This is a genomic window from Microcoleus sp. S36b_A4, from assembly GCF_036700645.1.
GTDB lineage: Bacteria > Cyanobacteriota > Cyanobacteriia > Cyanobacteriales > Microcoleaceae > Microcoleus.
In genome coordinates this window covers 65597-91499 of record NZ_JAUBPI010000007.1, presented here as the reverse complement: position 1 = coordinate 91499, position 25903 = coordinate 65597, and the positions used below count along the sequence as shown (strand labels likewise).

Annotated in this window: 15 protein-coding genes; 5 read left to right on the top strand and 10 right to left on the bottom strand. The window is 44.2% G+C overall.

The genetic code is table 11. The features are described 5' to 3' along the window. The first annotated feature begins 59 nt into the window (after nt 1-59). Entirely contained in the window at nt 60-5078 is a 5019-nt protein-coding gene (locus QUA03_RS04040; RefSeq protein WP_333209875.1) for a PAS domain S-box protein, read from the top strand. A gap of 339 nt (nt 5079-5417) precedes the next feature. On the opposite strand, the gene QUA03_RS04035 is transcribed toward QUA03_RS04040, so the two are convergent. From QUA03_RS04035 to QUA03_RS03995, 9 genes are all read right to left on the bottom strand, one after another. Then, a complete protein-coding gene (locus QUA03_RS04035) occupies nt 5418-7079 on the bottom strand; it encodes a diguanylate cyclase domain-containing protein (RefSeq protein WP_333209873.1) in 1662 nt (553 codons plus the stop codon). A gap of 128 nt (nt 7080-7207) precedes the next feature. Beyond that, nucleotides 7208-7660, bottom strand: a complete 453-nt coding sequence (locus QUA03_RS04030) for a response regulator (RefSeq protein ID WP_333209871.1) — start codon at nt 7658-7660, stop codon at nt 7208-7210. Further along, a complete protein-coding gene (locus tag QUA03_RS04025) occupies nt 7657-7827 on the bottom strand; it encodes a hypothetical protein (protein ID WP_333209868.1) in 171 nt (56 codons plus the stop codon). Before QUA03_RS04025 ends, QUA03_RS04030 begins: the two co-directional genes overlap by 4 nt. Nucleotides 7828-8513: 686 nt before the next feature. Further along, the gene (locus QUA03_RS04020; RefSeq protein WP_333209865.1) at nt 8514-10421 is read right to left on the bottom strand and encodes a PAS domain S-box protein; all 1908 of its coding nucleotides are present in this window, start codon (nt 10419-10421) and stop codon (nt 8514-8516) included. Next, nucleotides 10422-12362 carry a response regulator gene (locus QUA03_RS04015; protein ID WP_333209863.1) on the bottom strand — a complete coding sequence of 647 codons (1941 nt, stop codon included), beginning with the start codon at nt 12360-12362 and terminating at the stop codon, nt 10422-10424. 296 nt (nt 12363-12658) lie between these two features. Beyond that, nucleotides 12659-15817: a PAS domain S-box protein gene (locus QUA03_RS04010; RefSeq protein WP_333209860.1), complete on the bottom strand. Its 3159-nt coding sequence runs from the start codon at nt 15815-15817 to the stop codon at nt 12659-12661. Next, nucleotides 15814-16212: a response regulator gene (locus QUA03_RS04005; RefSeq protein WP_333209857.1), complete on the bottom strand. Its 399-nt coding sequence runs from the start codon at nt 16210-16212 to the stop codon at nt 15814-15816. The genes QUA03_RS04010 and QUA03_RS04005 overlap by 4 nt, the downstream gene beginning before the upstream one ends. Before the next feature lie 59 nt (nt 16213-16271). Further along, a complete protein-coding gene (locus QUA03_RS04000) occupies nt 16272-18815 on the bottom strand; it encodes a CBS domain-containing protein (RefSeq protein ID WP_333209855.1) in 2544 nt (847 codons plus the stop codon). Between the two features lie 159 nt (nt 18816-18974). Beyond that, complete coding sequence (locus tag QUA03_RS03995; protein WP_333209853.1) at nt 18975-19142, bottom strand: ATP-binding protein; 168 nt, start codon at nt 19140-19142, stop codon at nt 18975-18977. 1638 nt (nt 19143-20780) lie between these two features. On the opposite strand from QUA03_RS03995, the gene sds reads away from it, so the two are divergent. Continuing rightward, complete coding sequence (sds, locus tag QUA03_RS03990) at nt 20781-21752, top strand: solanesyl diphosphate synthase (RefSeq protein ID WP_333209851.1); 972 nt, start codon at nt 20781-20783, stop codon at nt 21750-21752. A gap of 97 nt (nt 21753-21849) precedes the next feature. Here the strand turns inward: sds and QUA03_RS03985 are convergent, their stop codons facing one another. After that, entirely contained in the window at nt 21850-22314 is a 465-nt protein-coding gene (locus QUA03_RS03985) for a hypothetical protein (RefSeq protein ID WP_333209849.1), read from the bottom strand. A gap of 963 nt (nt 22315-23277) precedes the next feature. Between QUA03_RS03985 and QUA03_RS03980 the strand changes: the two genes are divergently transcribed. From QUA03_RS03980 to QUA03_RS03970, 3 genes are all read left to right on the top strand, one after another. After that, nucleotides 23278-23628, top strand: a complete 351-nt coding sequence (locus tag QUA03_RS03980) for a hypothetical protein (protein ID WP_006635783.1) — start codon at nt 23278-23280, stop codon at nt 23626-23628. A gap of 107 nt (nt 23629-23735) precedes the next feature. Then, the gene (gene ycf46 / locus QUA03_RS03975) at nt 23736-25256 is read left to right on the top strand and encodes a stress-responsive protein Ycf46 (RefSeq protein ID WP_333209848.1); all 1521 of its coding nucleotides are present in this window, start codon (nt 23736-23738) and stop codon (nt 25254-25256) included. A 130-nt stretch (nt 25257-25386) separates the two neighbouring features. After that, nucleotides 25387-25740, top strand: coding sequence for a DUF1257 domain-containing protein (locus QUA03_RS03970; protein ID WP_006635781.1), 354 nt, complete (start codon nt 25387-25389; stop codon nt 25738-25740). Nucleotides 25741-25903 lie beyond the last annotated feature (163 nt).

Genomic DNA, 25903 nt, shown 5'->3' with positions numbered 1-25903 from the left:
ACTGCGATAGTCATCAGTCATTCCAAATCTCAAATCAAAAATATAAAATATAAAATGGTATGACATCTGTTTTTGAGTCAACTTTAACGCCTGGTTTAAAAATTCTTTTAGTAGAAGATTGTGCAGAAGATGCAGAATTCATTCAAGAACTGCTGTCTGAGCCCCAACTAAGACAATCAATTGATGTCACCAATGTAGTTCGCCTCCGGCAAGCGATAGAAATTTTAAGCGACAAAATTTTTGATGTAATTTTATTAGATCTTTCACTTCCTGACAGCCCAAAATTTAATACTTTTTTCCGAATTCAAGGTTGCGGTATCAATACTCCGATCGTCATTCTGACAGCGGCCGATGACGAAGAACTGGCTGTGGAGTTAATTGCCGCCGGCGCCCAAGATTATCTGGTGAAAAGACAGGTAGACAGCCGGCTGCTGGTGCGGACGCTTAGGTGCGCGATCGCCCGCCAGAAACGGCAAGCAGAATGGCAAAAAAGTCAAGAAAAATACCAGCAGGTTGTTGGCAATATCAAAGAAGTCGTTTTTGAAACAAATACTGCTGGCAATTGGACTTTTCTCAATCCGGCTTGGACAGAAATTACCGGATTTACCGTTGATGAAAGCTTAGGAACTTCCTGTTTGAGTTACATTTATTCTGAGGATCAATACCAATATTTAAATTCGTTTAGATGTCAAAGACAAAATCAAGAAATATCCTGTTGTTACCAAAGTCGATATGTTACCAAAAATGGGGAAATTCGGTGGGTGGAAGTGCAAGAATTTTTTATGTTTGGCGGGAACGGCGAGGCGCAGGGGACGACAGGAACTATCAATGATATTACAGATAAGATTTTAGCACTTTCCGAACTAGAAGCTAGTAAAAAGTTTTTAAATTATACAATCGATGCAGTTGCCGATCCACTTTTTGTCAAGGATGAACAGCACCGCTGGATACTGTTAAATGATGCTTTTTGCAAGCTGATAGGTAAGCAGCGCGAGGAACTGCTGGGCAAATCTGATTATGACTTTTTCCCAAAACAAGAAGCTGAAATTTTTTGGCATACTGACCAACAAGTGTTTAGGACGGGGAAAGAAAACGAGAGTGAGGAAATATTTACGGACGCCAACGGTACAAAGCACATTCTGTCTACTAAAAAAAATGTCTTTGAAAATACCGACGGCAGTAAAATTCTCGTGGGGATAATTCGAGATATCACTGAGGATAGGCGCAAACAATTAGCGCAGCAAGAAAGCGAAGCTAGACTTCGGCAACTTGCAGCCAATTTACCGGGAATAATTTATCAATTTCGTCTTTCAACCGACGGTCATAAAAGTTTTCCTTATATTTCTTCTGGCAGCCGCTATTTATTTGAATTGGAACCAGAAAATATTCAGCAGAATCCTCAACTACTTTTTGATTTTATTCATCCAGATGATCGTCAAAAATTTGAAGAATCTATTGCTGTTTCTGCAGCAGATATGCAGCCCTGGCAGCAGGAATGGCGGGCGATTGTACCGTCGGGAAAACTTAAGTGGATGCAAGGGGTTTCGAGACCGGAACGAGTTGATCGTCCGACGGAAATAGGACAGGAAGGGGATATAGTTTGGGAAGGCATGGTGCTGGACATTACTGATTTAAAACAGGCTGAAGCAGCTTTGCGGGAGAGCGAAGCCAGATTTCGATCGCTCGTTGAGAATATCCCAGGCGCTATCTGCCGCAGCTTGTACGATGCTGAGTGGACGATGCTATTTATTAGCGATGAAATTGAGGTAATTAGTGGGTATCCTGCTGGGGATTTTATTCGCAACAACCCCTTGAGTTTTGCGAGCATTGTCCACGAGGCAGACAAGGAAATGGTCGATCGGCAAATCAGCGCAGCAGTAGAGTCAAAACAGCCGTACAATCTAGAATACCGGATTGTTTGTGCTGACGGGGCGGTGCGGTGGATGTCGGAAAGAGGTAGACCAACTTACAATCTAGAAGGGCTAGTTTTGTGGCTCGACAGAGCGATTTTTGACATTACCGATCGCAAACAAGCCGAACTGACTCTGTGCCTGGTAACTCAAGCTGTAGACAGCGCTAGTGATGCGATCGCGATCGCAGATTTGGACGGTTATTCCGTTTATCACAATCAAGCATTTATTCAGCGCTACGGCTATACAGTTGAGGAACTAAATAATGCCGGGGGCCCAGCAGTAATGTACCCTAAATCTCAAGATTTGAGAAAGTTATTTAGGGTGATGCGGAAAGGTTTTTCCTGGGAAAGTGAAATAGAAATTAAGAGTAAAAATGGCGATATTATAGAAACTTTCTTACGAGCTAACTGCATAAAAAATAGCGCTAGTCAACCGATAGGAATGATAGCCATAATTGCCGACCTCACAGAAATAAAACGCACCGAATCGGCATTAAAACTTAGTCAAGAGCGATTGCAGTTGGCGGTTTCAGGTAGCTCTTTGGGGCTGTGGGATTGGAATATACCTACTGGCGAAACTTATTTCGACTTTTATTGGAAATCAATGCTTGGCTATGCAGAAACCGAAATTGAAAATAACCTCAAAGGTTGGGAAAGTTTGCTGCATCCAGAAGACCGAGTGAAGGTAATGGAATGTTTAAATTCCTATTTGGAAGGTGAGACTGATATCTATGAAGTTGAATTTCGGATGCTCAACAAAGCGGGCAATTGGCAGTGGATTCTGGCGATGGGCAAGGTAGTCGAGTACGACGAATGGGGTGCGCCGTTGCGGATAACAGGCACTCATAAAGATATCAGCGCCCGCGTTGCAGCAGAAGCCGAAAAAACGCAGTTAATCGCATCCTTGCAACAACTTGCCGAACAGTTGCAAGCAGCCCAAAAAATAGCCCGCATCGGCAATTGGGAATCCGATAGGGAGACAGGAATTATTACTTGGTCGGAAGAACTGTTTCGAGTTTACGGTCGAGAATTGAATCGGCCGCCCACAATGGAAGAACTTTTAGAGCAAATTCATCCCGATGACAAAGAAAGCTTTTCACAAGTTGTGCAAAAGGCAGTGACTGAAGGGACAGCTTACGACATCGACCACCGCATCTATGTTCCATCAGGAGAAATCAGGCACGTTAACGCTAAAGGACAATCTGTTAAAAATGAGTTGGGTCAGGTGGTGAGGCTGTTTGGCACGGCAATGGACATTACTCACCGCAAAAAAGCCGAAACTGCTTTGCAAGAAAGTGAACAGCGCTTTCGAGCTGTATTTGAACAAGCGGCGCTCGGTATTGTGAAAGTGTGGCCAGACGGTCAGTTTTTGAATGCCAATCAAGGGTTTTGCAATATTGTCGGATACTCAGAATTGGAGCTGAAATCACGAAATGTTGGGGATATTTCTCACCCCGAAGATGTAGCAGCCGATGTCGAGTCGCGTGACAGACTGTTAGCTGGCGAAATTTTTAATTATTCCCTTGAAAAACGCTTTATTCGCAAAGACGGTTCATTTGTTTGGGCTAATATGACTGTATCTTTAGTGCGGGATGGGTTTGGGGAACCTAGCTATGTAATTGCTGTGATTGAAGATATTAGCACTCGCAAACTTGCCGAGGCTATCTTGCGCCAGCAATTAAAGCGGGAACGCCTAGTGGTAGCGATGCTGGAACGGATTCGCTCTTCTCTCAATTTAGAAGAGATTTTGACAAAAACTGTTGCTGAAGTACGGCAATTTTTGCAAACAGATCGGACAGTTATTTATCGCTTTAATCCCGATTGGAGCGGTTTTATAACTGTCGAGTCTGTGGCTCAAAATTGGCAGTCGCTTCAGGGAATAACTATTAAAGATTCCTGCTTTGAAGAAAGCTGTGCTTCTGCTTACGAACACGGTCGCCCTCTAGCTGTGGATGATATTTACAAAGCAGGCCTTTCCGAGTGTTACATTAATTTATTAAGTCAATTTCAGGTGCGAGCTAATTTGGTAGTGCCGATTTTGCAAGGCGAGAAGTTGTGGGGGCTATTGATTGCCCACGAGTGCGCGGGCCCCCGCCACTGGCTGGAAATTGAGGTCGAGTGTCTCAAACAAATTAGCGTGCAGTTGGCGATCGCGATCCAGCAATCAATGCTGTTTGAGCAAGCACAAAGTGAAATTGCCGATCGCAAACAAGCCGAGTCAGCTTTGCAGGAATCGGAAGCGCGAGAACGTTCAAAAGCGCTAGAGTTAGAAGCAGCTATTAACAAACTCCGAACGACTCAAGCTCAGCTCGTTCAAAATGAAAAAATGGTGAGTTTGGGTCAGTTAGTTGCTGGTGTTGCTCACGAAATTAATAACCCTGTTAGCTTTATTCACGGCAATCTCAGTCCGGCTCGCAATTACACTTTAGATTTGCTGGAATTGATTAAAGTTTACCAGCATTACTGTCCTCATCCTCCCGCCCAAGTCTTGGAGAAAATTGATGAAATAGACTTGGATTATATTGCTGAGGATTTCCCGAAGTTGTTTAATTCGATGCAAGTAGGAACCGAGCGAATTGTCGAGATTGTGAAATCGTTGCGTAATTTTTCCCGATTGGACGAGTCCGCTGGGAAGTCGGTTAACATTCACGAGGGAATTGATAGCACTTTGATGATTTTGCAAAATCGGTTAAAATCTCACAGCAGTTATGGAGAAATTCAGATATTTAAAGATTACCAACTATTGCCGCCAATTGAATGTTTTCCGGGCGAGTTGAATCAGGTATTTATGAATATTTTAATTAATGCGATCGATGCTTTGGAAGAACGGGACAAGCAGCGTTCGATCGAGGAGTGCGATCGACATCCCAGCACGATCGCTATTCGCAGTTATCAGGCTGGTGCGGGCTTCGTAGCAGTATCGATTGCGGACAACGGGCGAGGGATACCGGAGTCCGTGCGATCGAGGCTGTTTGACCCGTTTTTCACGACTAAACCTGTGGGCAAGGGCACGGGTTTGGGATTGTCGATTTCTCACTCGATTATCGTCGATCGCCACGGCGGCAGATTGAGCTGTATTTCAACGCCGGGAGAGGGAGCGGAGTTTGTGATTGAAATTCCAGTGCGGTCGAATTTAACAGGTAGGAATTCAAATTTGGGGCAATAAATGAGCACTTGGTAATTGGAAAGCGGAAATGGGTAAACTATCACATTTTGCACCATTCTCAAGAACAGGCAAGATGCCTGTTCCACAAAGACTGAATTTTCTTGTGGAACAGGCATCTTGCCTGTTCCTAAACAAGTAATTGAGAAGGGTGCAACATCTCATTAATATCAAATACCGTAACATCGGAATTATACCCTATTACAAATTACCAATTATCTCAAATCCGTTAGCATCGGCATAGTAAATTCGAGTTCACTGTTGACGGTTGACAGTGAACAGTCAACCGTCAACAGTCAACATCATAAGGAGTGTAACCGGAAATGATATTACCTTCAACTTTTACATAAAAATCGGAGAAGATTCCGAGTTACTGCTGGCGTGACAAATGCGATTTTTGCCTTCGGTTTTGGCTTGAAAAAGGGCGCTGTCAGCGCTGCGAATTAGGGTGTTGGGAGATTCCTGGGCAGAAGGAATCGCTGTCGCAATGCCGCAACTGAGGGTAACGTAGGGGCCGATCGACGATCGCGCGTGGGGCAGTTTCAAGCTGGCGATGCCGTCGCAAATTTTCTGGGCGACAGCGTTTGCCCCTTCGGCGCTAGTGTTGGGCAGCACTAGCGCAAATTCTTCGCCACCGTAGCGGGCAGTCAAATCCCCAGCCCGGTTGGTGGCGCTGGCGATCGCCCCCGCCACTTGGCGCAAACAATCGTCCCCGCCGAGGTGCCCATAAAACTCGTTGTAAAGTTTAAAAAAGTCGATGTCAAACATAATTAAAGACAGCGGCAGTTCCTCTCTTCCCAATCTGCGCCACTCTAAGCTCAAAACGCGATCGAACTGGCGACGATTGGCAATGCCAGTCAGTCCGTCAGTAGTTGCCAGTTGCTGCAATTTTTGATTGGCTATTGCTAGCTTGCGGTAGAGTTGAGATTGTTCGATCGCGATCGCCACTTGATTTGCCAAGTGCTGTAAAAAATCTATTTCCCACTGCTGCCATTCCCGGACACCGCTGCAATTGTATGCTGTCAGCATTCCCCACAAACTATTGCTATTTTCTGCGATCGAATCCGGCAAATTTTTACCCTGCGCCTGCGGTTTGCCACTCGCCTGGTGCCAGATATAATTTTCCGCTGCATCTTGATTGTTCTCGACTTCCCAAACAGTAGCTTCTTGTGTTTCTTTTGCCGTTTCCCAATCGCCTGATTGCCAAATTGGCACGCTGATAACTGCTGCAATTTCACAATCTGTCAACAATTCTTTGCAACTGCCAGCCAAGGGGGCAGTGTTGACATCTGCTATTGCTTGTACCGACTGGGATTCGACTAAAACAAAGCATGACACCGCCAAAGCAGCACTAATATTTTGGTTTTCAATATAACCTTCTGGCAAACCGTCACCTGCGACGATCGCACCTTTTTGCTCTTCCCCGTCCAATTGAGACACCCAATCTTGACAGCGATAAATTAAAACGCGGTCTGTTTGGAGAAATTGGCGCACTTCTGCAACGGTACTTTGGAGAATGCTTGCCGGATCTATTGACGATCGAATATGTTCGATCATTTTGCCCAACAGCCGCTGTCGCAGAGCCTGCTGCCGCAATTGTTCTTCGATTTGCTGGCGTTCGATCGCGTAATGGATTGCCCGCACCAGCAGAGTTCGGTGAAATCTTCCCTTTACCAAACAATCTTGAGCGCCCCAGCGCAATACTGACCGGGCAATATTTTCATCGTTGATATCTGTCAGCACCACAATTGGCAATGTGGGCCATCGCCCTTTCAAAACTGCGATCGCCTCGCTTCCCTTTAAGCTGTCTGACAGTGACAAATCTAATAGTACAGCGTCAAACTTCTCTACTTCCAGACGCCCAACTCCTATCTCCAAAGACTTAACAGTTTGGAGAAGAAAGAGAGACTCGCTGAATGACCCTAGAAGGTCTTCGATCATTGTCGGATCTCCGAGGTCATCCTCAACCAACAAAATTTTCAGACATTGGTTACGTGTTAACACAACTATAGCGTTCGGAGCGAGTCGAAGGCAACTTTTTTGTTTTGAGAGCGATACTTGCGATCGGCAAATATTTCAGCTTATCAAATTCACTATACACTCTAACTAGACATTTAGCGCTCCATTAAAGCTTACATATCTGATGGGAGTGAAACGATCTCAAACCAATACTCACATAAAGTCTTCATGACTTCCAGCAATCCTTCAAAAGTTACTGGTTTGGATATGAAAGAATTGGCTCCCAATCGGTAGCAAAGTAAGACATCTCCTCTGCGGTGGGAAGTTGTGAGCATTACAACCGGAATTTGTTGCAAATGGGGGTCAGCTCTGATCAAAGTTAGTGTTTCTCGCCCGTCCAGCCTCGGCATATTCAGATCCAAAAGTATCAAGTCGGGCTGATGCAAATTGCTGCTACCAAGATATTGACCGCGACGGTACAAGTAGTCTAGCACTTGTTCTCCATTTTCCACAAATTCGCTCGTAATTGCTAATGAAACTTCTCGCAGTGCTTCCTTTACCAAAAAGCGCGTGTCCTCGTCATCGTTTGCTATTAAAAGAGTAAATTTTTTCTTTTGATAATTCACGGCTTTGTCTCACTACGAACGTCTTTTGTGAGGTTGCGGGACTTTGAGCCGTGTCTGAGTACCTGCAAAGAATCTCTTACCATCATCCGGTAAATCTGGCTGAGAACACTGAAATTGTGTTGCAGTAATTTACCGTTTTTCTCTATTTGCAAAGGTTTGCGAATCATGCTTGTTTCACTTGGCAGTCTTTCTGAGAACCTGCAAACTGCCAACACATCACAAATCCTTCTGGGCGAACTACTAGGGAAACTATTGCATCCCAAAGCAAGATGCTCTGGATACACTTGAAAAAAATTAACAAGTCTTGCGCGCACCGCTGATTTATAAGTTGTGTAAGGATAGAGCTAATAGATTTATATTGATAGATTTATAGCTCGATGTCATCAGTGAATATGCTACACTTTATAAGCATTTTTGTAAAGAACAGATAAAGATATTTAAAGCTTAAGTAAAGGACGGGTGACAATCAAGCAATTTGCTCACAAGCCCCCGGATTCATCCGTGGGGTCGCTTTCTTAAAATCTAAAATCTAAAATCTAAAATCTAAAATCTAAAATCTAAATTCTAAAATCTAAATTCTAAATTCTAAATTCTAAAATCTAAATTCTAAAATCTAAATTCTAAAATCTAAAATCTAAATTCTAAAATCTAAATTCTAAAATCTAAATTCTAAAATCTAAAATCTAAATTCTAAATTCTAAAATCTAAAATCTAAATTCTAAAATCTAAAATCTAAAATCTAAATTCTAAAATCTAAATTCTAAAATCTAAAATCTAAATTCTAAAATCTAAAATCTAAAATCTAAAATCTAAAATCTAAAATCGATTGGCTGCTTCAGGCGGACTGCTAGCTTCACTTTGGTATAGGAATAGAAAAATAAAAAGTTGAGCCTCGATTGGGTGCTGATTCTACCCACAGATTGCCGCCATGCCGATCGACAATTCTTTGACAAATTGCTAAACCGATACCGGTTCCCGAATACTGTTTTTGGGTGTGCAAGCGCTGAAAAATCTGAAAAATTCGCGGATGGTACTGTGAGGCAATCCCAATACCATTATCCTGCACTGAAAACACCCAGCTATCCCCCTGACGCGAAGCGTCCACCTGCACCACCGGCGCCTCACTGCTGCGGTACTTAATGGCGTTACCAATTAAATTTTGAAACAGTTGCAGCAGTTGAAAACAGTCACCTTTTACCTTTGGCAAATCTCCCCTAGTAACTGAAGCTTGATTCTCGCGGATGGCCAAATGCAAATTAGCACAAACATCCTCAAAAACCCGATTGCAATCTATCATCTCAAAAGGTTTCTGACTGCGACCGACCCGCGAATACTCCAGCAAGTCATCAATCAGCGCCTGCATCCGCTCGCAAGAAGTAACAATATTGCGGATAAATTTATTCCCTTGAGCATCAAGTTGGTTGGGAAAGCGTTTTTCTAATAGTTGAGCGTAGCCGGCAATCGTGCTCAAAGGCGCTTGCAAATCGTGAGAAGCCACGTAAGCAAACTGTTCTAGTTCGGCATTAGAACGAGTTAATTCTTGAGCGTAGCGGGTTTGAGTGTCTAAACTCGTTTGCAGCAGTTCTTGTACCAGCTTGCGTTCGGAAATATCCTCGATCGCACAAATCAAATACTGTAGCGTCCCCTTGACATCGCGCATTGCCGAAACAGTAACATTTGCCCAGCGCACAGCTTCATCTTTGCATAGCAAACGCTTTTCCACAGAAAAAGTTTGAATCTTCCCGGATAACAGCGAGCGCAGGTATTCTCGATCGGCTTCTCTGTCATCTGGGTGAGTAATTGCCTCCCAATTTTGCTGTAACAATTCGGATTGTGCATAGCGGACAATTTGACAAAAGCCAGGATTTACCCGCATAAATTTACCACAAAGTGCGGTTTTAGCTATGCCTACCGCAGCTTGCTCGAATATCGCGCGGAAGCGTTCTTCGCTGTCTCGTAGGGCAATTTCTGCTCGTTTGCGATCGGTAATATTGCGAAATGTTACTGCCAGACCGTCGTTTAATTTGACCGCCACAAGGTGCAGCCAAACAATTGGCTCTTGCTCCTGTTCGTAATAAAATTCTTGGTCTACAGTTTCTCCTGTTTCTACTACAGAAACATACAAATCAAATAACCCATTATTGCTAACTTGGGAAATTTCGGCTAACAAATTCTTGCCAAGGATCTCATTTAATAGCAGACCATAAAATTTTTCGGCAGCCGGGTTGATCAAGAGCCACTGGAAATCTACAATATTTCCCTCACTGTTGCGGACAGCAGAATAAGCCACCACACAGTCTAAGGAACTATTTAATATGCTAGCAAGCAGCGACTGTGACTGTTGCAGTTGATAATTTTGTTCTTTTAATTGCTGTTGCAGCTTTTGCAAGCGGACTTGCTTGTCTATGCGTGCTAAAACTTCTTCAACTTGAAAGGGTTTAGTAATATAGTCGGAACCTCCTACTCGAAAAGCTTGTAATTTATCATTCATTTCATCTAATACGCTTAAAAAAATTACCGGAATTTGTTCAGTTTCTGGTGTCGCTTTCAGTCTCCGACAAACTTCATAACCGTTCATTTCTGGCATTCTAATGTCGAGCAAAATTAAATCCGGGCAATGGGCGATCGCAACATTCAACGCCAGTTGACCGCTAATAGCTCGGTAAACTTGATAGCCCTGGGATGTTAGCAGTTTGGATAAGAACCGCAGATTGCTTGGTTGGTCATCAACCACCAATACTTTAATTTCGCTATTATCCATTTATTTTAAACTCGATTGAGTTAAATCCATTATCTTGTCGAGTCGGTAATCGGCAAGCAAATCTTTTAAAGCCTCAGCTAAGGTTGGATGACTTTCCCAGATGCGATCGACAAGTTGAATCGCCAGCTCTTCATTAACATCATTAGCTGCGTCATGGAGTTCCTTCACCCAGCTTTGAGGCATTTGAGCCAGCAGCCCTCCGAAAAATGAATCGGGTTTTTCGTTCACACAATAACGCCGTAAAGCCCCGACTGGGAGCCGGGGCAACTCTTGATAAAGATAGCGCACTCCCAAGTAGCAAGCCATCTTATCAAAAAGGATTTGTTCTTGAAAAGGTTTCCGCACAAAATCGTCGCAACCTGCGGCGATAATTTCGCCTTTTCTTTCCTCAAAAGTGCTAGCAGTCAGAGCAATAATTACAGTTCGTCGCTGAGTTTGTTTCTCTTTAGCTCTAATTTGTCTGACAGTTTCAAAACCGTCCATTACTGGCATTCGCGTATCCAGCCAAATTAAATGAGGCTGCCAACTTTCCCAAATTTCAACCGCTTGGTAGCCATTTTCCGCTTCTCGGACTTCAAAACCAATTGGTTGCAACATTTTAACCAGCAGCAGCCGATTTTCTTGATTGTCGTCAACTGCTAAAATCCGATAAACCGGTTGATCTGCTTCTAGTCCGATCGCGCGCTGGAATGTCGCCACGGTTATTTCCGACGAAATAGCGGCAAATACTCGGATATTAAATTTAAAACTGGTTCCCTCACCTAAAACACTTTTTACCCAAATATCCCCACCCATTATCTGCACGTATTTTTTAGTGATTGTCAAACCCAATCCCGTACCATCAGCCGCTTTTCTCCCCGCTTGTGTTTGCACGAAAGCATCAAATAAAGTATCAATTTCTGCTGCTGCTATGCCAATTCCCGTGTCTTCAACTTCAAACAAAATTAACAATGGATCGACGAAGGTATAGTTAAGATGACTTTCCGATTCTGCCGGCTGTTGCTGGTTGTTTTCCACGCTCACGCGCAGCCAAATACGGCCCCCGTCGTGAGTAAATTTCATGGCATTTCCCAGCAGGTTAATTAAGCAAACGCGCAGCTTTTTTTCGTCAGTTTTTATATATTGGGGAACATTAGCCTCGACGGAAAATCTCAGTTGCATTTTTTTTGTTTCAGCTTTAATTTGAAACATTTCTTCGAGAGTGTCGAGGAGTTGATAAAGGTCAAAGCTGCGTTGATCTAAGCCAATTATCCCTGCTTCTATTTTCGACAAGTCTAAAACATCGTTAATTAGTTCCAGCAAATGTTGACCGCTGCGGTTAATAATTCGGAGATTTTCGAGATTTTCGTGGCTGAGCAAAGAGTCGCGGCTCATGACTTGGGTAAAACCAAGGATGGCGTTCAGGGGAGTCCGCAATTCGTGGCTCATGTTGGCAACAAATTGACTTTTTGCGAGCGATGCAGCGGCCGCTGCTTCTTCGGCTTTTTTGCGTTCTATTATTTCTTCTTGCAGTTCTTTATTGCGATCGAGCAATTGTTTTTTCAGTCTCTGGATAGTCAGTTGGTGTTCGATTCGTGCTAAAACTTCTGCTACATGAAACGGTTTTGTTACATAATCAACCCCTCCCACTTGAAAGGCGGTTAGTTTGTCCAATACTTCATCTAAAGCGCTGATAAAAATAACTGGAATTTCGGATGTCTTCGGATCTTCCTTGAGCTGGGTGCAGACTTCGTAGCCGTCCATATCCGGCATTTTGATGTCGAGCAAAATCAAATCGGGACAACCAGAGCGCGCGGCCCTGATTGCCATTTTGCCGTTAATTACGCCGCGGACTTTGTAGCCCCGATCGCACAGCGTTGCTGATAAAACTTGTAAATTTTCTGGAGTATCGTCAACAATTAATATGTTGCCTTTATTTTCTTCTATTTGATTGTTGGTCATTGCTGGCTATTTTTTGTTAATTTAAGAAGTGTTGAAATTAGGAAAACTTGTTAAATAGTCACTATAGCACTCCCTCTTCAATCAACTGCTTTGATATTTACATAACTTATCGTAGTTGAGATTTTAGATTTGATATGTGAGATTAAAGAATTGGGAATGACTGATGATTAGCAGGGTGTGGAGCTTGGCTACAGGTAAATTAGTCTATCGCCCGCAAGCGAGTTTACAAATAGGCGATCGACCTACACGATCAACAATCCTGAACCTGCCCCTATTATCCCTTCTTCTTTCATCCTTCAACAATTTCTAAACTCGTCAATCAAATCGATAATCCGATCGCACCGGAAGTTATTCGCCAAATCGGCGATCGCGCTGCGGAAACTAGCATTAATAGGAGGAATCGACAACAACAGCCGAAAAATCTCCTCGTTATCAACCGCATCCGCCGCAGAATACAATTCATCAACCCATTCAGCAGGCATAGCTCGCAAAAATGAAGTATTCAGCGTAAAAGCCAAATCAGCCGTTTCAGTTGCCGTGGAAACCTCGGCGGACACCGCAGCATCAGAACTTAGCGAAGCTTCTCGATCATAAACATAGCGGACTCCCAGATACTTAGCCATCTTTTCCAGAATCACTTGCTCCCGAAAAGGCTTCGCTACAAAATCATCGCAACCAGCAGACAAAATCAGCGATCGCTCCTCATCAAAAGCACTTGCAGTCAGAGCAATGATTACAGTTGCTTGACCTTTCAAATGCGCTTTAATCTGTTTAGTAGCTTCGTAACCATCCATCACCGGCATCCGCATATCCATCCAAATCAAATGAGGTTCCCAACTCGACCACATTTCCACAGCTTGAACGCCATTTTCAGCTTCCTGCACCGCAAACCCAAGGGATGTCAGCATTCTGACCAACAGCAAGCGGCTTTCCAGGCGATCGTCAACAGCTAAAATCCGGTATTCTGGCTGTCCGGGTTCCAGACCCACCACTCGGCGAGCTGTTTGAGCCACCTGAATTTCCACTGCATTAGGGAGCGAAACTTTAACATCAAATCTAAAAATGCTGCCGCGACCGAGGGTGCTTGTTACCGTCATCTTCCCTCCCATTAACTTAACGAACTGCTTGCTGATTGGCAAGCCCAAACCGGTTCCTTCTTGAGCTTTTTTACCGCTTTCTGTTTGCGCGAAAGGTTTAAACAAATTGTCCATTTCTTCCGCAGAAATTCCTGAACCAGTGTCTTCCACTTCAAATAGCAACGAACAATTCTCACTTGGCGAAATTTCTGGAAAGTTTTGAATTTTTAGCAGCTCATGTTTGAGTCTCAAATTAACACCCCCTTCCGCCGTAAATTTAATAGCATTTCCGACGACATTAATCAATACTTGTCGCAACTTGCTTTCGTCAGTTTCTATGTATTGAGGTAGGTCTGGTGGGCAATCAAAAATTAACTGCAACCCTTTTTTATCGGCTTGCAGCTTCAGCATATTTTCAGTATTTTTTAGCATTTTATGCAAGTCAAAGGTACTGTTATTAAGTGTCACCAGCCCGACTTCAATTTTTGACATTTGCAGAATATTGTTAATCAGAACAAGCAAATGTTCCCCGCTCTGGGTAATAATTCCTAAGTATTGCTGTTGGTCGGCATCGAGGTCTGGGTAGCGGGCTAGCAGTTGACTGAAACCGAGAATTGCGTTGAGGGGAGTTCGCAATTCGTGGCTCATATTCGAGAGAAATTCGCTTTTTGCCCTGTTCGCTCTGTCGGCTTCTTCTTTGGCTTTTTGCAGGACTATTTCAGTTTGTTTGCGTTCGGTAATATCGCTAGCAGTGCCTGTTGTGCCGATGATGTTTCCTTCAGTGTCCCTGCGGGCGATCGCCTTCGTATTTACATCAATCTTTCTGCCGTCTTTTCCTAATACTATGTTTTCGTACTGAAACACAGTTTTGCCCGTCAGCAAGCGCTGCTGAAGTTCCCATTTCCAGTCTATTTCTCCTGGGGCTAAGAAATCGCTAAAAGAACAGCCTAGCATTTCTTCAGGCTCGTAACCGTAGATTTGTTTAACTGCTTGGTTCACAAAAGTAAGGTGTCCTTCAGCATCGCAAGACCAGATAATATCTTGGGAAGTTTCAACTAAATGACGGTATTTTTCTTCGCTCTCTGCTAGGGCTATTTCTGCCCGCTTGCGGGGGGTAATGTCCATCAAAGTTGTGAATAGTTTTGTCACTTTACCTTGTTGATTAACAACTGCTTCTCCTCTGGCTTCGATGTAGCGGATGAAGCCGGCTTCACTTGTTTGTGACTGGCAATTATCCGCACCCATTGTTGGTGCCAGTCGCAGGATTCGATATTCCAAACTGTAGGATTGCCCATTAGCAATAGCAGCGTCGATCGTTGTTTGCCACTTTTGTCGATCGTCGGGATGCACGTATTGCGAAAACTCAGTTAGTGTTGGCGCAGCCTGGGTTGGCTCGATCCCAAAAATCCGAGATAACTCTTCCGACCAAGTAGTTGTGTTGGCAGAGAAATCGCATTCCCAATTACCAACACGGGCGATTCTTTGCGCTGCTGCTAAAGAAGCCGCTACAGCTCGGAGTTTTTCTTCTGCTAATTTGCGATCGCTAATATCTTGAATCACAGAAATCACGCAGGTTTCGCCATGAATGTCAATGATTTCTGCTGACAGCAGCCCGGTTCTGAGTCCCCCTGTTTTAGTGCGAAAATCAAATTCATAGTTGAGAACAATTTTTTTTTCGTCTAACATTTTAAACAACTCAGCGCGGGCTTGTATATTTTGCCACAGATTCAAATCAAGCGCCGTGCGATCGAGAATTTCTGCGGCCGAATAACCGATTGTCTGGCAAAAAGCCTCATTAATTTCTAAATAACGACCGTCATTAAGTCGGGTAATAGTAATCGGGTTGGGAGAAGAACGAAAAGCTTTAGCAAACTTTTCCTCAGACAAGCGCAGTTGTGCAGTCCGCTCCTCGACTAAAGTTTCCAATTCTTGATTTAGCTTTTGGAGTTGAGCATTTTGTTGCGCTAATTGCTTCTCCATAAAATAGCTATTAATCGCTTCTTTTACCGTCAACTTCAAATCTTCTGACTGCCAAGGTTTCGATATGTATCGGTACAATTTAGCATATTTAATAGTATTCGCCACTGCTTCTAGATCTGCTTGCCCTGTCAGCATAATTTTGATAGTTTTTGGCGAGATTCTGTGAATCTGCTTCAGTAATTCGTCCCCTTTGATATTCGGCATCAGATAGTCGGAAATCACTGCTACGATTTCGCAGCCCTCTGACAGTAATTCCTCGATTAACTCTAAAGCATCTTCACCGCCTTCAGCGGTTTCTAATAAGTGTTCTTCCCCCAAGGTTTTTTTTAACTCAATTTTCAAACTTTCAAGAATTATCGGTTCGTCATCAACACAAATAATCACAGGTTTATTGTTCATATTTTTGTCCAACCAGATTTTATAGTTTCTACTAATTCTTTGCGTTCCCACGGCTTGTACAAACAACGGTGCAAGTTTGCTTGCTCTTTCACCCGTGCTATTGCTACTTCGTCTGCTTGCCCGGTCAGCATAACTTTCACAATTTTAGGATATTTTTGGTGAACCATAATCAAAAAATCATCTCCTTTAATCCCTGGCATTAACCAGTCAGATACTATGACTAAAATATCAGTTTCATCTTCTTTTTGAATTTCCTCCATAATTTCCAGAGCTTCATCTGCATTTTCTGCTACTTCATAGAGGTAAGCATCCCCAAATTCTTTTTTAAGTTGAATTTTTAAACTATTTAAGACTACAACTTCATCGTCAACGCACAAAATTACTGGTTTAGACATAAAACTTTACTTCTATTAAATTTTAACGATTGGGGCATTTCCCTCTTTTTTTATTGCTATCAAGGGATTCCGACGGGCAAGAATATAGTAAATTTTGTTTGACCAGGCACGCTTTCTACTTGCAGTTCACCTTCGTGTTTTTCTAGAATTTTTTGAACTATATCTAATCCCAAACCACTACCTTCCCCTGGAGGTTTAGTTGTGAAAAACGGCTCAAAAATTCTCGGCATAATCTCTGGAGGAATCCCGGGACCACTGTCAGTAATACTGACTGATATTGCGTTCGCTTGGTGTTTGACATCAATTTTTAACACGCCTTTATTGCCCATCGCTTGTAAAGCATTGTGAACTAAATTTGTCCAAACTTGACTGAGTTCATCAGGATAGCATAGCACAGAGGGCAAATTAGTACCATAGTTTCTGACTACTTCCACACCGTGTTTGATTTGGTAGTGGTAAAGCGTTAAAACAGTATCAATACCGTCGGTGATATTAGCGATTACTTTGGTACCCGACTGGTCGTAACGAGAGTAGCTTTTCAAAGCAAAAACGATTTTGGCTGCCCTATCCGTGGCGGTAGCAATATTTTTAGTGCTTTTTTGTACCGTAGCAAATTGGTAGGCGGTTTGTACAATATTTCGACTTTGGCTGTCTTTCAACAAAGGTAAAAAAGGTTCTACATTATTGCCGATGCCGATATCTAATAAAGTACAGGCAAGACTGGCGGCGTCGTCAATCTTTTCTGATTCTAATTGCCCCTGCAAAAGTTTTTTTAACTGACGTTTTTCTTTACTAGATAATGTATCTGTTTCTTGGCTGGACTTGTGTAGCAAAGCCAAGAAATCCTGCCGCCGTTCCGGGGATAGTTGTTGAAAAAATATCGGCAACTGCTGCAATTGTTCCGTCCAGAAGTCGGCGATGTTCTGCACAGAAGAGCGAATCGCCCCTAAAGGAGAATTGATTTCATGAGCAACTCCGGCAATTAACTGTCCGAGGGCTGCCATCTTTTCTGATTGAATAAGTTCTTTTTGAGTCCGCTTCAGTTCTTCTAAAGTATGAGATAACTCTGCATTTTTTTTGCACAGCGCTGACTCGGCTATTTTGCGGGCGTTGATGTTGCGGGCAACCCAAATGACTGCATCTTTTGAAAACAGAGAAATGCAGGCAGAAAACCAAATTGCGCGGCCACAAACTGTTAAACTATAGTCAAAATTTATAGTTTGTTGGGTTTCTAAAACTTGCTGAACTAACAGCCACCAATCATCCGGTTTGTCGTCATCAAAAAAATGTTCTATGGTCAAGCTGACTATATCACAATCTGGCTCAGAAGCCGCTGCCACATTCGTTGGCAAAACTTCTATGTTCCGCTGACTGTCTAGCACGAGAATGATGTCGGTCATCGCTTCAAAAACGGCGCGGACTTTCCTTTCAGAAAAGTGCAATTTTTCTTCGAGCAATTTTCTACCACTAATTTGTTGCTGCAATTCTTCGTTACTGGCTGCTAGTTGAACCGTGCGGTCTAGAACTCGCTGTTCGAGTTCGGTGTTCAGGCGGCGAACTTCAGCTTCTGCGGTGGTGCGGTCTTGTATTTCCTTTTTTAACTGACTGTTGGCATTAATTAATTCTAAAGTTCGCTGTTTGATTTGTTCTTCCAAATTATCATTTAATATTCGCAATTTTTCTTCTATTTCTGTTCTCCGCAACGCTTCTTTTTGCAATTCTTCGTTCATTTTGTTCAACTCCTGAATTTTGTCGGCAACTGTTTCCTGCAAAAGCTCGACATTTGCGTGCATTTCTACCGGATCTAAGGCCTGCAGCAGGCTAATTTCAGTCACAATTCCAGCTAAATATCCTTCCTCGTCCACCACCACCAAGCGCCGGATGCGGTGCTGCTGCATTAACTGGTGAGCCTGCCACAAGGTGGCTGTTACCTGCAATGCTATCAGCGGAAAACTCATGGCGGCGGTGACGGGAGTACGTGCGAAATCTAGTCCAGAAGCTTGGAATTTAACAATGTCGCGTTCTGTAATTATGCCCACAGGTTTTTGATTTGTGTTGTCGCTGTCAGTGCAAATGACTATGCAGCTTTTTCGCTGGGTTCTCATCTGTTTTGCGACTTCTAAAACTGAGGCGCTGCTTGAGGTAACTATTAATTGTCTAGTCATAATTTCTTCGGCACGCCACATTTTCAGCAAGTCTGCCGGTTTGAGGATTTTACGGATGCTTTCGCAGGTGATAGCGCCTAGCAAGTTCCCACCTTCGTCTAGGAGGGGTAAATGACGGATTCTTTTCGATCGCAATATGCTCAATACTTTGAAGATATTTCCCCCTTGATCTATGGAAATAGCGATCGGGTTTTCAGTCATCACCTCAGAAATTGCTACCCCCGCTAGCGGTATTTCGCTAGCAGTTATTTTCACAACATCGCGTTCTGTAAAAATTCCGAGCAATTGCTGCTCAAACGCGATTAAAATACAACTGGCACTCGCCTCAGTCATGGCAGCAATTGCGACTTTCACAGGTGTGTCTGGAGGCAGCACCGGTGGTTTGGCGTCGATCGCCTGTTCTAGCAAGCTTTGGGTATCAGAAACTGTTGTTGACATGGGCAAATCAAGGGGGATAGATGCAGGCGGAACCGGCACTTAATACCATTTTAGATTTCCGACTTTACAGTCGCGGTAGGCTAACCGCCATCCTGGTTTGACATCGGTCTAGAGGTTAATTTTTAGTCGCGCATTGGTATAATTTTTAGTGTGATCGCGCTAAACGGCGATCGGAATTGACACAATACACGTCCTTTGACCGATAACTGATGTTACTTCTATTTTACCCGAATACTTTTCCACACTTTTTTTAATAATCTCCAGTCCCAACCCGCTGCCTTCGTCGGCGGGTTTTGTGGTAAAGAAGGGAGCAAATATTCGTGGCAAAATTCCCGGCTAATTCAGTTGCCACTGACGATCAGGCTCGGATTTTCGGCTCTCACCTCTACTTTTAAAACTCGGCAATTCTCTATAGCTTGTAAAGCATTGTGCATCAGATTTATCGAAACTTGTTTTAGTTGGTCTGGCTCAGACAACAATTTCGGCAGTGGCGCTTGAGAATTTATGACAACTCCTACTCTCTCTTTTACTTATTTTAATCAAAATTTAATAGAGTTTTAATGGATCAGTAATATTGGCTATTACTTTTCTCCCACACAGTTATATCGAGATTATTTAAAACTAACAATTAAATTTGTGGCTATCTGTAGCCAATTCTCTTTCTCTTCTTGGGAAGCTGTGAATAAATGGCAGAGACTATCTGCCTGACTCAGCAAGTTAAGCACCCTTTAATGAAATATTTGATTGTAGTGCAAGTTTATGGATTCATTCAGTTGAGCAAGCAGGTTGCTAGAGTCAGCAATTTCGCGTTTTATTTCTCTAACTTATGGAGCTACAAAATAGGAATATTGAGATTTTGGGTACAATAACCGACCACTTCAAACTCAGCGTTTTTGAGAACACTTTAATAGCTTTCTCGGAATATTGGCTGGGTTTCCCTGACATGATATTTGCTGTGAGCGATACAAGCTGGTACTCAATCTAATATCTTGCCTCTGAGGCTTTTGGCATTGAACATCGATAACTGTAGCAACCTGTTGCAGTAACTAGCAGCCAAAAAAATCACCGTACCCGCAATTGTAAATAATAACCCTGCCTTTGCGCGCAAGCATTCAAGGCAGGGTTATTATTGAGTATTCCGAATTCTCAAGGGTGAAGCGAGGACGCTGCTGCCGACTTCGGCTGCCCAGCAGTGCACTACTCGCCCAATCGAGTTATTTTAGCGCTGCGTTCGGCCAACATCAGCACTACATAAATAGTCATTACATAGCCGGCGGCCAGAATGGGAATAATTAGAGGAATATCGCGATAAATCATAATTAGAACCAAAAGTCAAGGACGAGGAGGAGCAGGACAAGTTCAAGACCTACTACATTAAGTCAGCACGCAAGACCATGCCTTGGTTCTGAAGGCTGTTTTTCCATATCAAGCCTGCGGGAACATTTAGGCGTTCCCGGTCATCAATAATGATTTACTGCTTTACAGATGCTTAAACAGCCTAAAACTATCCACTTTAGCTGCTTTGAGCTACCGTGTACATAAGATGCGCTACTCTTAACTTCTGATAACTTTTAGCCGCGAGGAACTAAAAATCTGTCCCAGAAATTTTGGCTGCGATCGACTAACAAGGCTGGCTCTACGAAACTTTTACAGGCACCTAAAAGCTACCTGCCAGTCTGGCTGTACTTAATGTATAGAATTGTTTAAATCCTTAATACCCATAATAACACAGGGTTTTTGGGATTTAGAGATTTTTTGGCAGTGTCCTTAACAATTCGATACAATAGGGGCAACCCCTCTGAGAGTCGGCAACTCGCCGATGGCAGTCGGGTGACTCCCATCGGGCGGCAGATGACAAATAACTGCCGATCGCCTAGATTTTTCTTTTCTATTGCAGAGAATTACCTTAAAATAAAGATATGATATGTAAAATTTTGTTACTTTACGGCTTGAGTCGGCGTATCCATGATCTCTAGCACTCTCCTATTTTCCTCGGTTGAAGAAGACCTGCGACTGTTGACAGAAAACTTAAAACAGTTAGTGGGTGCCCGTCATCCCATCTTGTACGCGGCTGCAGAATACTTATTCGGCACAAAGGGAAAACGAGTGAGACCCGCGATCGTTCTGTTGATGGCCAAGGCGACTATGCCCGATCGGGAAATCACGGAAAAACACCGTCGCCTCGCTGAAATTACGGAAATGATCCACACAGCTAGTCTAGTCCACGACGACGTGGTGGACGAGTCGGATCTGCGGCGGGGAGTGCCGACGGTTCACAGTCGGTTTAACAACCGAGTGGCAGTATTGGCGGGAGACTTTCTGTTTGCTCAATCTTCCTGGCATTTGGCCAATCTCGACAACCTGCCAGTAGTCAAACTGCTTTCAGAAGTGATTATGGATTTAGCTGAGGGGGAAATTCAACAGGGACTCAATGGATTTGACACCAGCTTGTCGATCGAAGCGTACCTCGAAAAAAGTTATTACAAAACAGCGTCTTTAATTGCCAACAGTTCCAAAGCAGCGGGCTGTTTGAGCGAGGTGTCAGCGGAAATAGCAGACGATTTGTACAACTACGGTCGGAACATTGGTTTGGCATTCCAAATAGTAGATGATATATTAGATTTCACCGCTTCAACGGAAACTTTGGGGAAACCAGCAGGCTCGGATCTCAGAAGCGGTAATCTGACAGCACCCGCACTATTTGCCCTAGAAGAAAAACCTTACTTGGAAGTTCTCATAGAACGCGAATTTGCCCAAGAAGGAGATCTAGACCAGGCCCTGGCACTGGTAGAAGATTCTAGAGGCATAGAGAGATCCCGAGAACTAGCCACAAATCACGCACAGAAAGCCGTCGAATACTTAGCTGCGCTGCCCCATTCAGAGTCCCGTCAAGCTTTGATTGATTTGGCTGAATACGTTTTGAGTAGGCTTTATTAGAGGTTAAAAAGTTACACTTTATTGGTAATGGGGAATTGGTAATGGGGAATGCCCAATGCCTAATGCCCTGTTACCAATTAATAAAAAATTGAATTGTTTAGGCAATATCCGGCGGTGGAGCCGATCGATACTGTTGCAAGTAAACGTTAATTAAACTCTGTACTTGCTCGCGAGGGATTTCCGTCCCGACTTCCTGATTTCCGGGACTTTCAAAAAAAACAATGCTGTCAAGACCTTCCAGAGCTATCATCTGAAATAAAATGTGAGTAACAGGCAAAAGCACCGGTCTGAGACGATCGCCCCCAGCAGCCGCAGCCTGCGACGCATCTTTAATACTTGTCCAAGCATAAATCACTTTCTTCTCCCGTCCCGGTTGCTTGAGATTGCTCAAAACCACGATAGCCCAACTTTGGTCTACCGCTTGCAGGATCGAGTATTCGAGGTGCTGTAGCTGTTGGGCAATTAACACCAGGGCCGGGGCGATCGCCTTTAAGATTTCTGGCGTTGAACCGTCGGGCGGAGCTTTTTCGATCAATGCTTGAATCTGTTGGTGTAAATCCATCAGTCAGTTCTTTGATATCTAAAATTAAAAATTTCAGGTGAGCAGGTCCGCATCCAAGTATATATTACCCAGCACTGCCCGATTAAAGATAAGCTGACACCCATCTAAATTTAAGATTTTGCAGCCTAGAGTCCTTGTAGCGAGCATTTCGGCCAAAAAATTAAATGCGTAAAAGCTTACACAATGTCATCCAAAAAGTCTAACCATAGGGTGCTGAGCGCTAGCCCTGTCAAGGTGTGTTAAATCGGAGCCCGATAAAAAGCCGAAAACGGCTATTTCACGTTCGGATTTTTCACACTTAAAGCCATAAAAACTGTTTGGGGGAGTTTGGTTTCAAAATCAAAGCGCCCAAAGTTAGTAACTTCGTTGTGTATTCAGTCCACCGGTGCTTACCGCGCACTCATGAGCGGGCTGGGTGCTGATGGCGCACCTTACCCCAGATGGCGACTCAAAGAATTTGTTGGCCCCACTCCTATATATAGCGGTGCTCAAGCGTTGTGAGGTATGGGGGCGAGTCCTATGCCTATGCCCACGGAGGCCACGGAGGCCACGGAGGCCTATGAGCACCTCATGTTACTGAGAAAGGCTATATCTATTGTTGATATTTATAGTTGGTCGATCGTCCTTGACCAGGAATTTCAAAGGTGGTACCCGCCACGTGATTTATCCGTGGAATCAATCCAAAATCTCAAATCAAAAATTCTCAAGCCCCCGCATTTATCCGTGGGGTCGCCTCTAAAATCTAAAATCTAAAATCTAAAATCGATTGACGCTACCCATACCTGCCGCTGCACCTCGGACTCATCAGTTACACCCCTAACTTTTTCGTTGTTAACTGCCCCAGAGTCACATCCAATGTAACGAAATATTACAAGATGACGCTAAAGCAGCATAGAGGCTTGACAGCAAAGAATTAAGTGGCTAATCTGATATACATACCCGGGTAAGTCAATTCACTGTCATATGCAAGAAAAGCAAAAAGTTACATTGTATCTTCCACCAGAACTGCATCGCCAGCTCAAAATCCGAGCCGCAGTCGAAACTGAACCGATGTCATCAATTGCAGAAAGGGCAATTGTCTTCTACCTAGGAAATCCCGAACTGGTTGACGAAGTAGAAGCCTCCTACGGACAAACCCATCGGGTATACAACTGTCCAGAATGCACGGGTTCAGTAGTAATGCGAGATGGAGAACTGGCATCCGTAACAAGTCAGCCGAGCGTATTGGCTGAACAGGATCTTCCAGTAAAGCAGGTGTCGGGCGTCAGTGCCAGCACGGCCAAACCGGGAGAGGAAGAATTGGTTCCCTGCTAAGAATGCCTTGCTTCCCCAAAAAGCTAAAACTGAAATTTTCAGTAAGAGGGCTAAGGGCAGCATTGAGATTCAGCAAAGATAGCACCGTCTCTAGTGGGTCGAGGACTATGCAAGAAGAGATCAGTATTCTAATCCAAGCTCAATATCCTCTGATCTACCTCGTGACATCCGAGGAAGAGCGGTGTGAGCAAGCAATTTCGACAATAGCTCAAGCCAAACCACAGCGACGAGTATTTATCTGGACTGTAACTCACGGCATTGTGGAGTATGGTCAACCCCGCACCACCACCCAACACAACACCGTCTCGCCAGAGGCAGCAATTGAATGGGTGATCAGGCAGCGAGAACCCAACAGTAACGCTAGCATCTACATTTTCAAAGATCTGCATCCTTTCATAGATTCTCCTCCGGTAACGAGGTGGTTGCGCGATGCGATCGCCAACTTCAAAGGAACGCAAAAGACAATTATACTGATGTCTCCTTTGCAGCAAATTCCAATCGAGCTAGAAAAGGAAGTAGTGGTATTAGACTTCGCGTTGCCAGACATGAAGGAACTAAACCAAGTATTGTCTGGTCAGTTGGAGCAAACGCAATCGCGACGCATTACCACAGAAGCGCGAGAAAAACTTTTAAAAGCAGCCTTGGGATTGACCAAGGACGAAGCTGAAAAAGTTTATCGCAAAGCCCAAGTTTCGACTGGGCGCCTCACAGAAGAAGAAGTAGACATAGTTCTTTCGGAGAAAAAGCAATTAATTCGGCGCAACGGCATTCTAGAGTTTATTGAAGAAGACGAAACCCTGGATGCAGTCGGCGGTTTAGAAGAGCTGAAGCGGTGGCTGAGACAGCGTTCCAACGCCTTTACAGAAAGGGCGAGAGAATACGGCCTGCCCCAACCAAAAGGGATGTTAATTCTCGGCGTACCGGGATGCGGAAAATCACTGATTGCCAAGACCACCTCCCGCCTCTGGGGACTGCCCCTGCTGAGGCTAGATATGGGTAGAGTCTACGACGGCTCGATGGTGGGCCGCTCGGAAGCCAACCTCCGCAATGCCCTCAAAACCGCAGAATCCATCTCTCCAGCCCTCCTCTTCATCGACGAACTAGACAAAGCCTTTGCAGGAGGCACTGGTTCGGCCGACTCAGACGGAGGCACCTCCAGCCGGATTTTCGGTTCATTCCTCACTTGGATGCAAGAAAAGACTTCCCCAGTCTTCGTAATGGCAACAGCCAACCGAATCGAGCGGTTGCCGGGAGAATTCTTGAGGAAAGGCCGATTTGACGAACTCTTCTTTGTTGATCTGCCTACTAAAGAAGAACGCCAAGATATATTTAAGATTCACCTGTCAAAGCGCCGTCGGGAAATTACTCGCTTCGATTTAGAGCAACTTTCCAATGTTTCCGAGGGCTTTTCAGGTGCAGAGATTGAGCAAGCGCTAGTAGCCGCAATGTACGAAGCCTTCGCTCAAGATCGAGAGTTTACGCAGCTAGACATCATCGCGGCCATTAAATCTACAATGCCACTGTCTAAAACAATGACCGAACAGGTCACCGCCCTTCGAGATTGGGCTAGACAGCGTGCACGGCCCGCTGCGTCTTCCGTCGCTGAATACCAGCGAATGGAATTCTAAAAGCTTTCTCCTGGTCCAAACAGGAGCAAAGGCTAGCAACAGCTAGCAGTTCGATTCAAGAGCCGCCCAGCGGCACCGTTAAATCCAGACCGTTGTTGTTTCTCTCTCAGTTTTATTAGGAGGAAATCCAATGTCTCACTTTAGCACTCTGCGTACCAAAATCACCGATGCCGAAATCCTGAAAGCTTCCCTGCGCGACTTGGGCATTTCTGTCAAGTCAGAAGCTGATGTTCGTGGCTATAACGGTCAGCGCGTTCGCTCCGACATCGTGGCGATTCTCGAAGGCGAATATGACCTGGGTTGGTCTCGCAATAGCGATGGTTCTTTTGACCTGATTGCCGACCTCTGGGGCGTCGCCAAAAAGCACAATCAAACTGAGTTAATCAACTCCATCAACCAGAAGTACGCAGTCAACAAGACCTTGGCAGCAGTCAAGCAGCGCGGTTTGCAAAATGCCAACGTTAAGCTGGTAGTGCAAAACTAATTGAACTGCATGTTTCCAAGCTCGCGGGTTAACCCAAAAAACGGGTTAACCCGTTTTTAGCTAGTTAGGGTGTAGAGCGCGGCTTTGGGCCACCACATACTTTTTTAGCACCCCCAAGCAGCAGCTTTCAGGTTGAAAGCTGCTGCTTTATGCTTTAATGGTC

Bases quoted from the DNA above. Each gene is read 5' to 3' on its own strand.
- QUA03_RS04015 (WP_333209863.1), bottom strand. From the start codon at position 12,362: ATGACCAACAATCAAATAGAAGAAAATAAAGGCAACATATTAATTGTT.
- QUA03_RS03985 (WP_333209849.1), bottom strand. From the start codon at position 22,314: ATGGATTTACACCAACAGATTCAAGCATTGATCGAAAAAGCTCCGCCC.
- ycf46 (WP_333209848.1), top strand. From the start codon at position 23,736: ATGCAAGAAGAGATCAGTATTCTAATCCAAGCTCAATATCCTCTGATC.
- QUA03_RS04010 (WP_333209860.1), bottom strand. From the start codon at position 15,817: ATGAACAATAAACCTGTGATTATTTGTGTTGATGACGAACCGATAATT.
- QUA03_RS04040 (WP_333209875.1), top strand. From the start codon at position 60: ATGACATCTGTTTTTGAGTCAACTTTAACGCCTGGTTTAAAAATTCTT.
- QUA03_RS04000 (WP_333209855.1), bottom strand. From the start codon at position 18,815: ATGTCAACAACAGTTTCTGATACCCAAAGCTTGCTAGAACAGGCGATC.
- QUA03_RS04005 (WP_333209857.1), bottom strand. From the start codon at position 16,212: ATGTCTAAACCAGTAATTTTGTGCGTTGACGATGAAGTTGTAGTCTTA.
- QUA03_RS03970 (WP_006635781.1), top strand. From the start codon at position 25,387: ATGTCTCACTTTAGCACTCTGCGTACCAAAATCACCGATGCCGAAATC.
- QUA03_RS04020 (WP_333209865.1), bottom strand. From the start codon at position 10,421: ATGGATAATAGCGAAATTAAAGTATTGGTGGTTGATGACCAACCAAGC.
- QUA03_RS04025 (WP_333209868.1), bottom strand. From the start codon at position 7,827: ATGATTCGCAAACCTTTGCAAATAGAGAAAAACGGTAAATTACTGCAA.
- sds (WP_333209851.1), top strand. From the start codon at position 20,781: ATGATCTCTAGCACTCTCCTATTTTCCTCGGTTGAAGAAGACCTGCGA.
- QUA03_RS03980 (WP_006635783.1), top strand. From the start codon at position 23,278: ATGCAAGAAAAGCAAAAAGTTACATTGTATCTTCCACCAGAACTGCAT.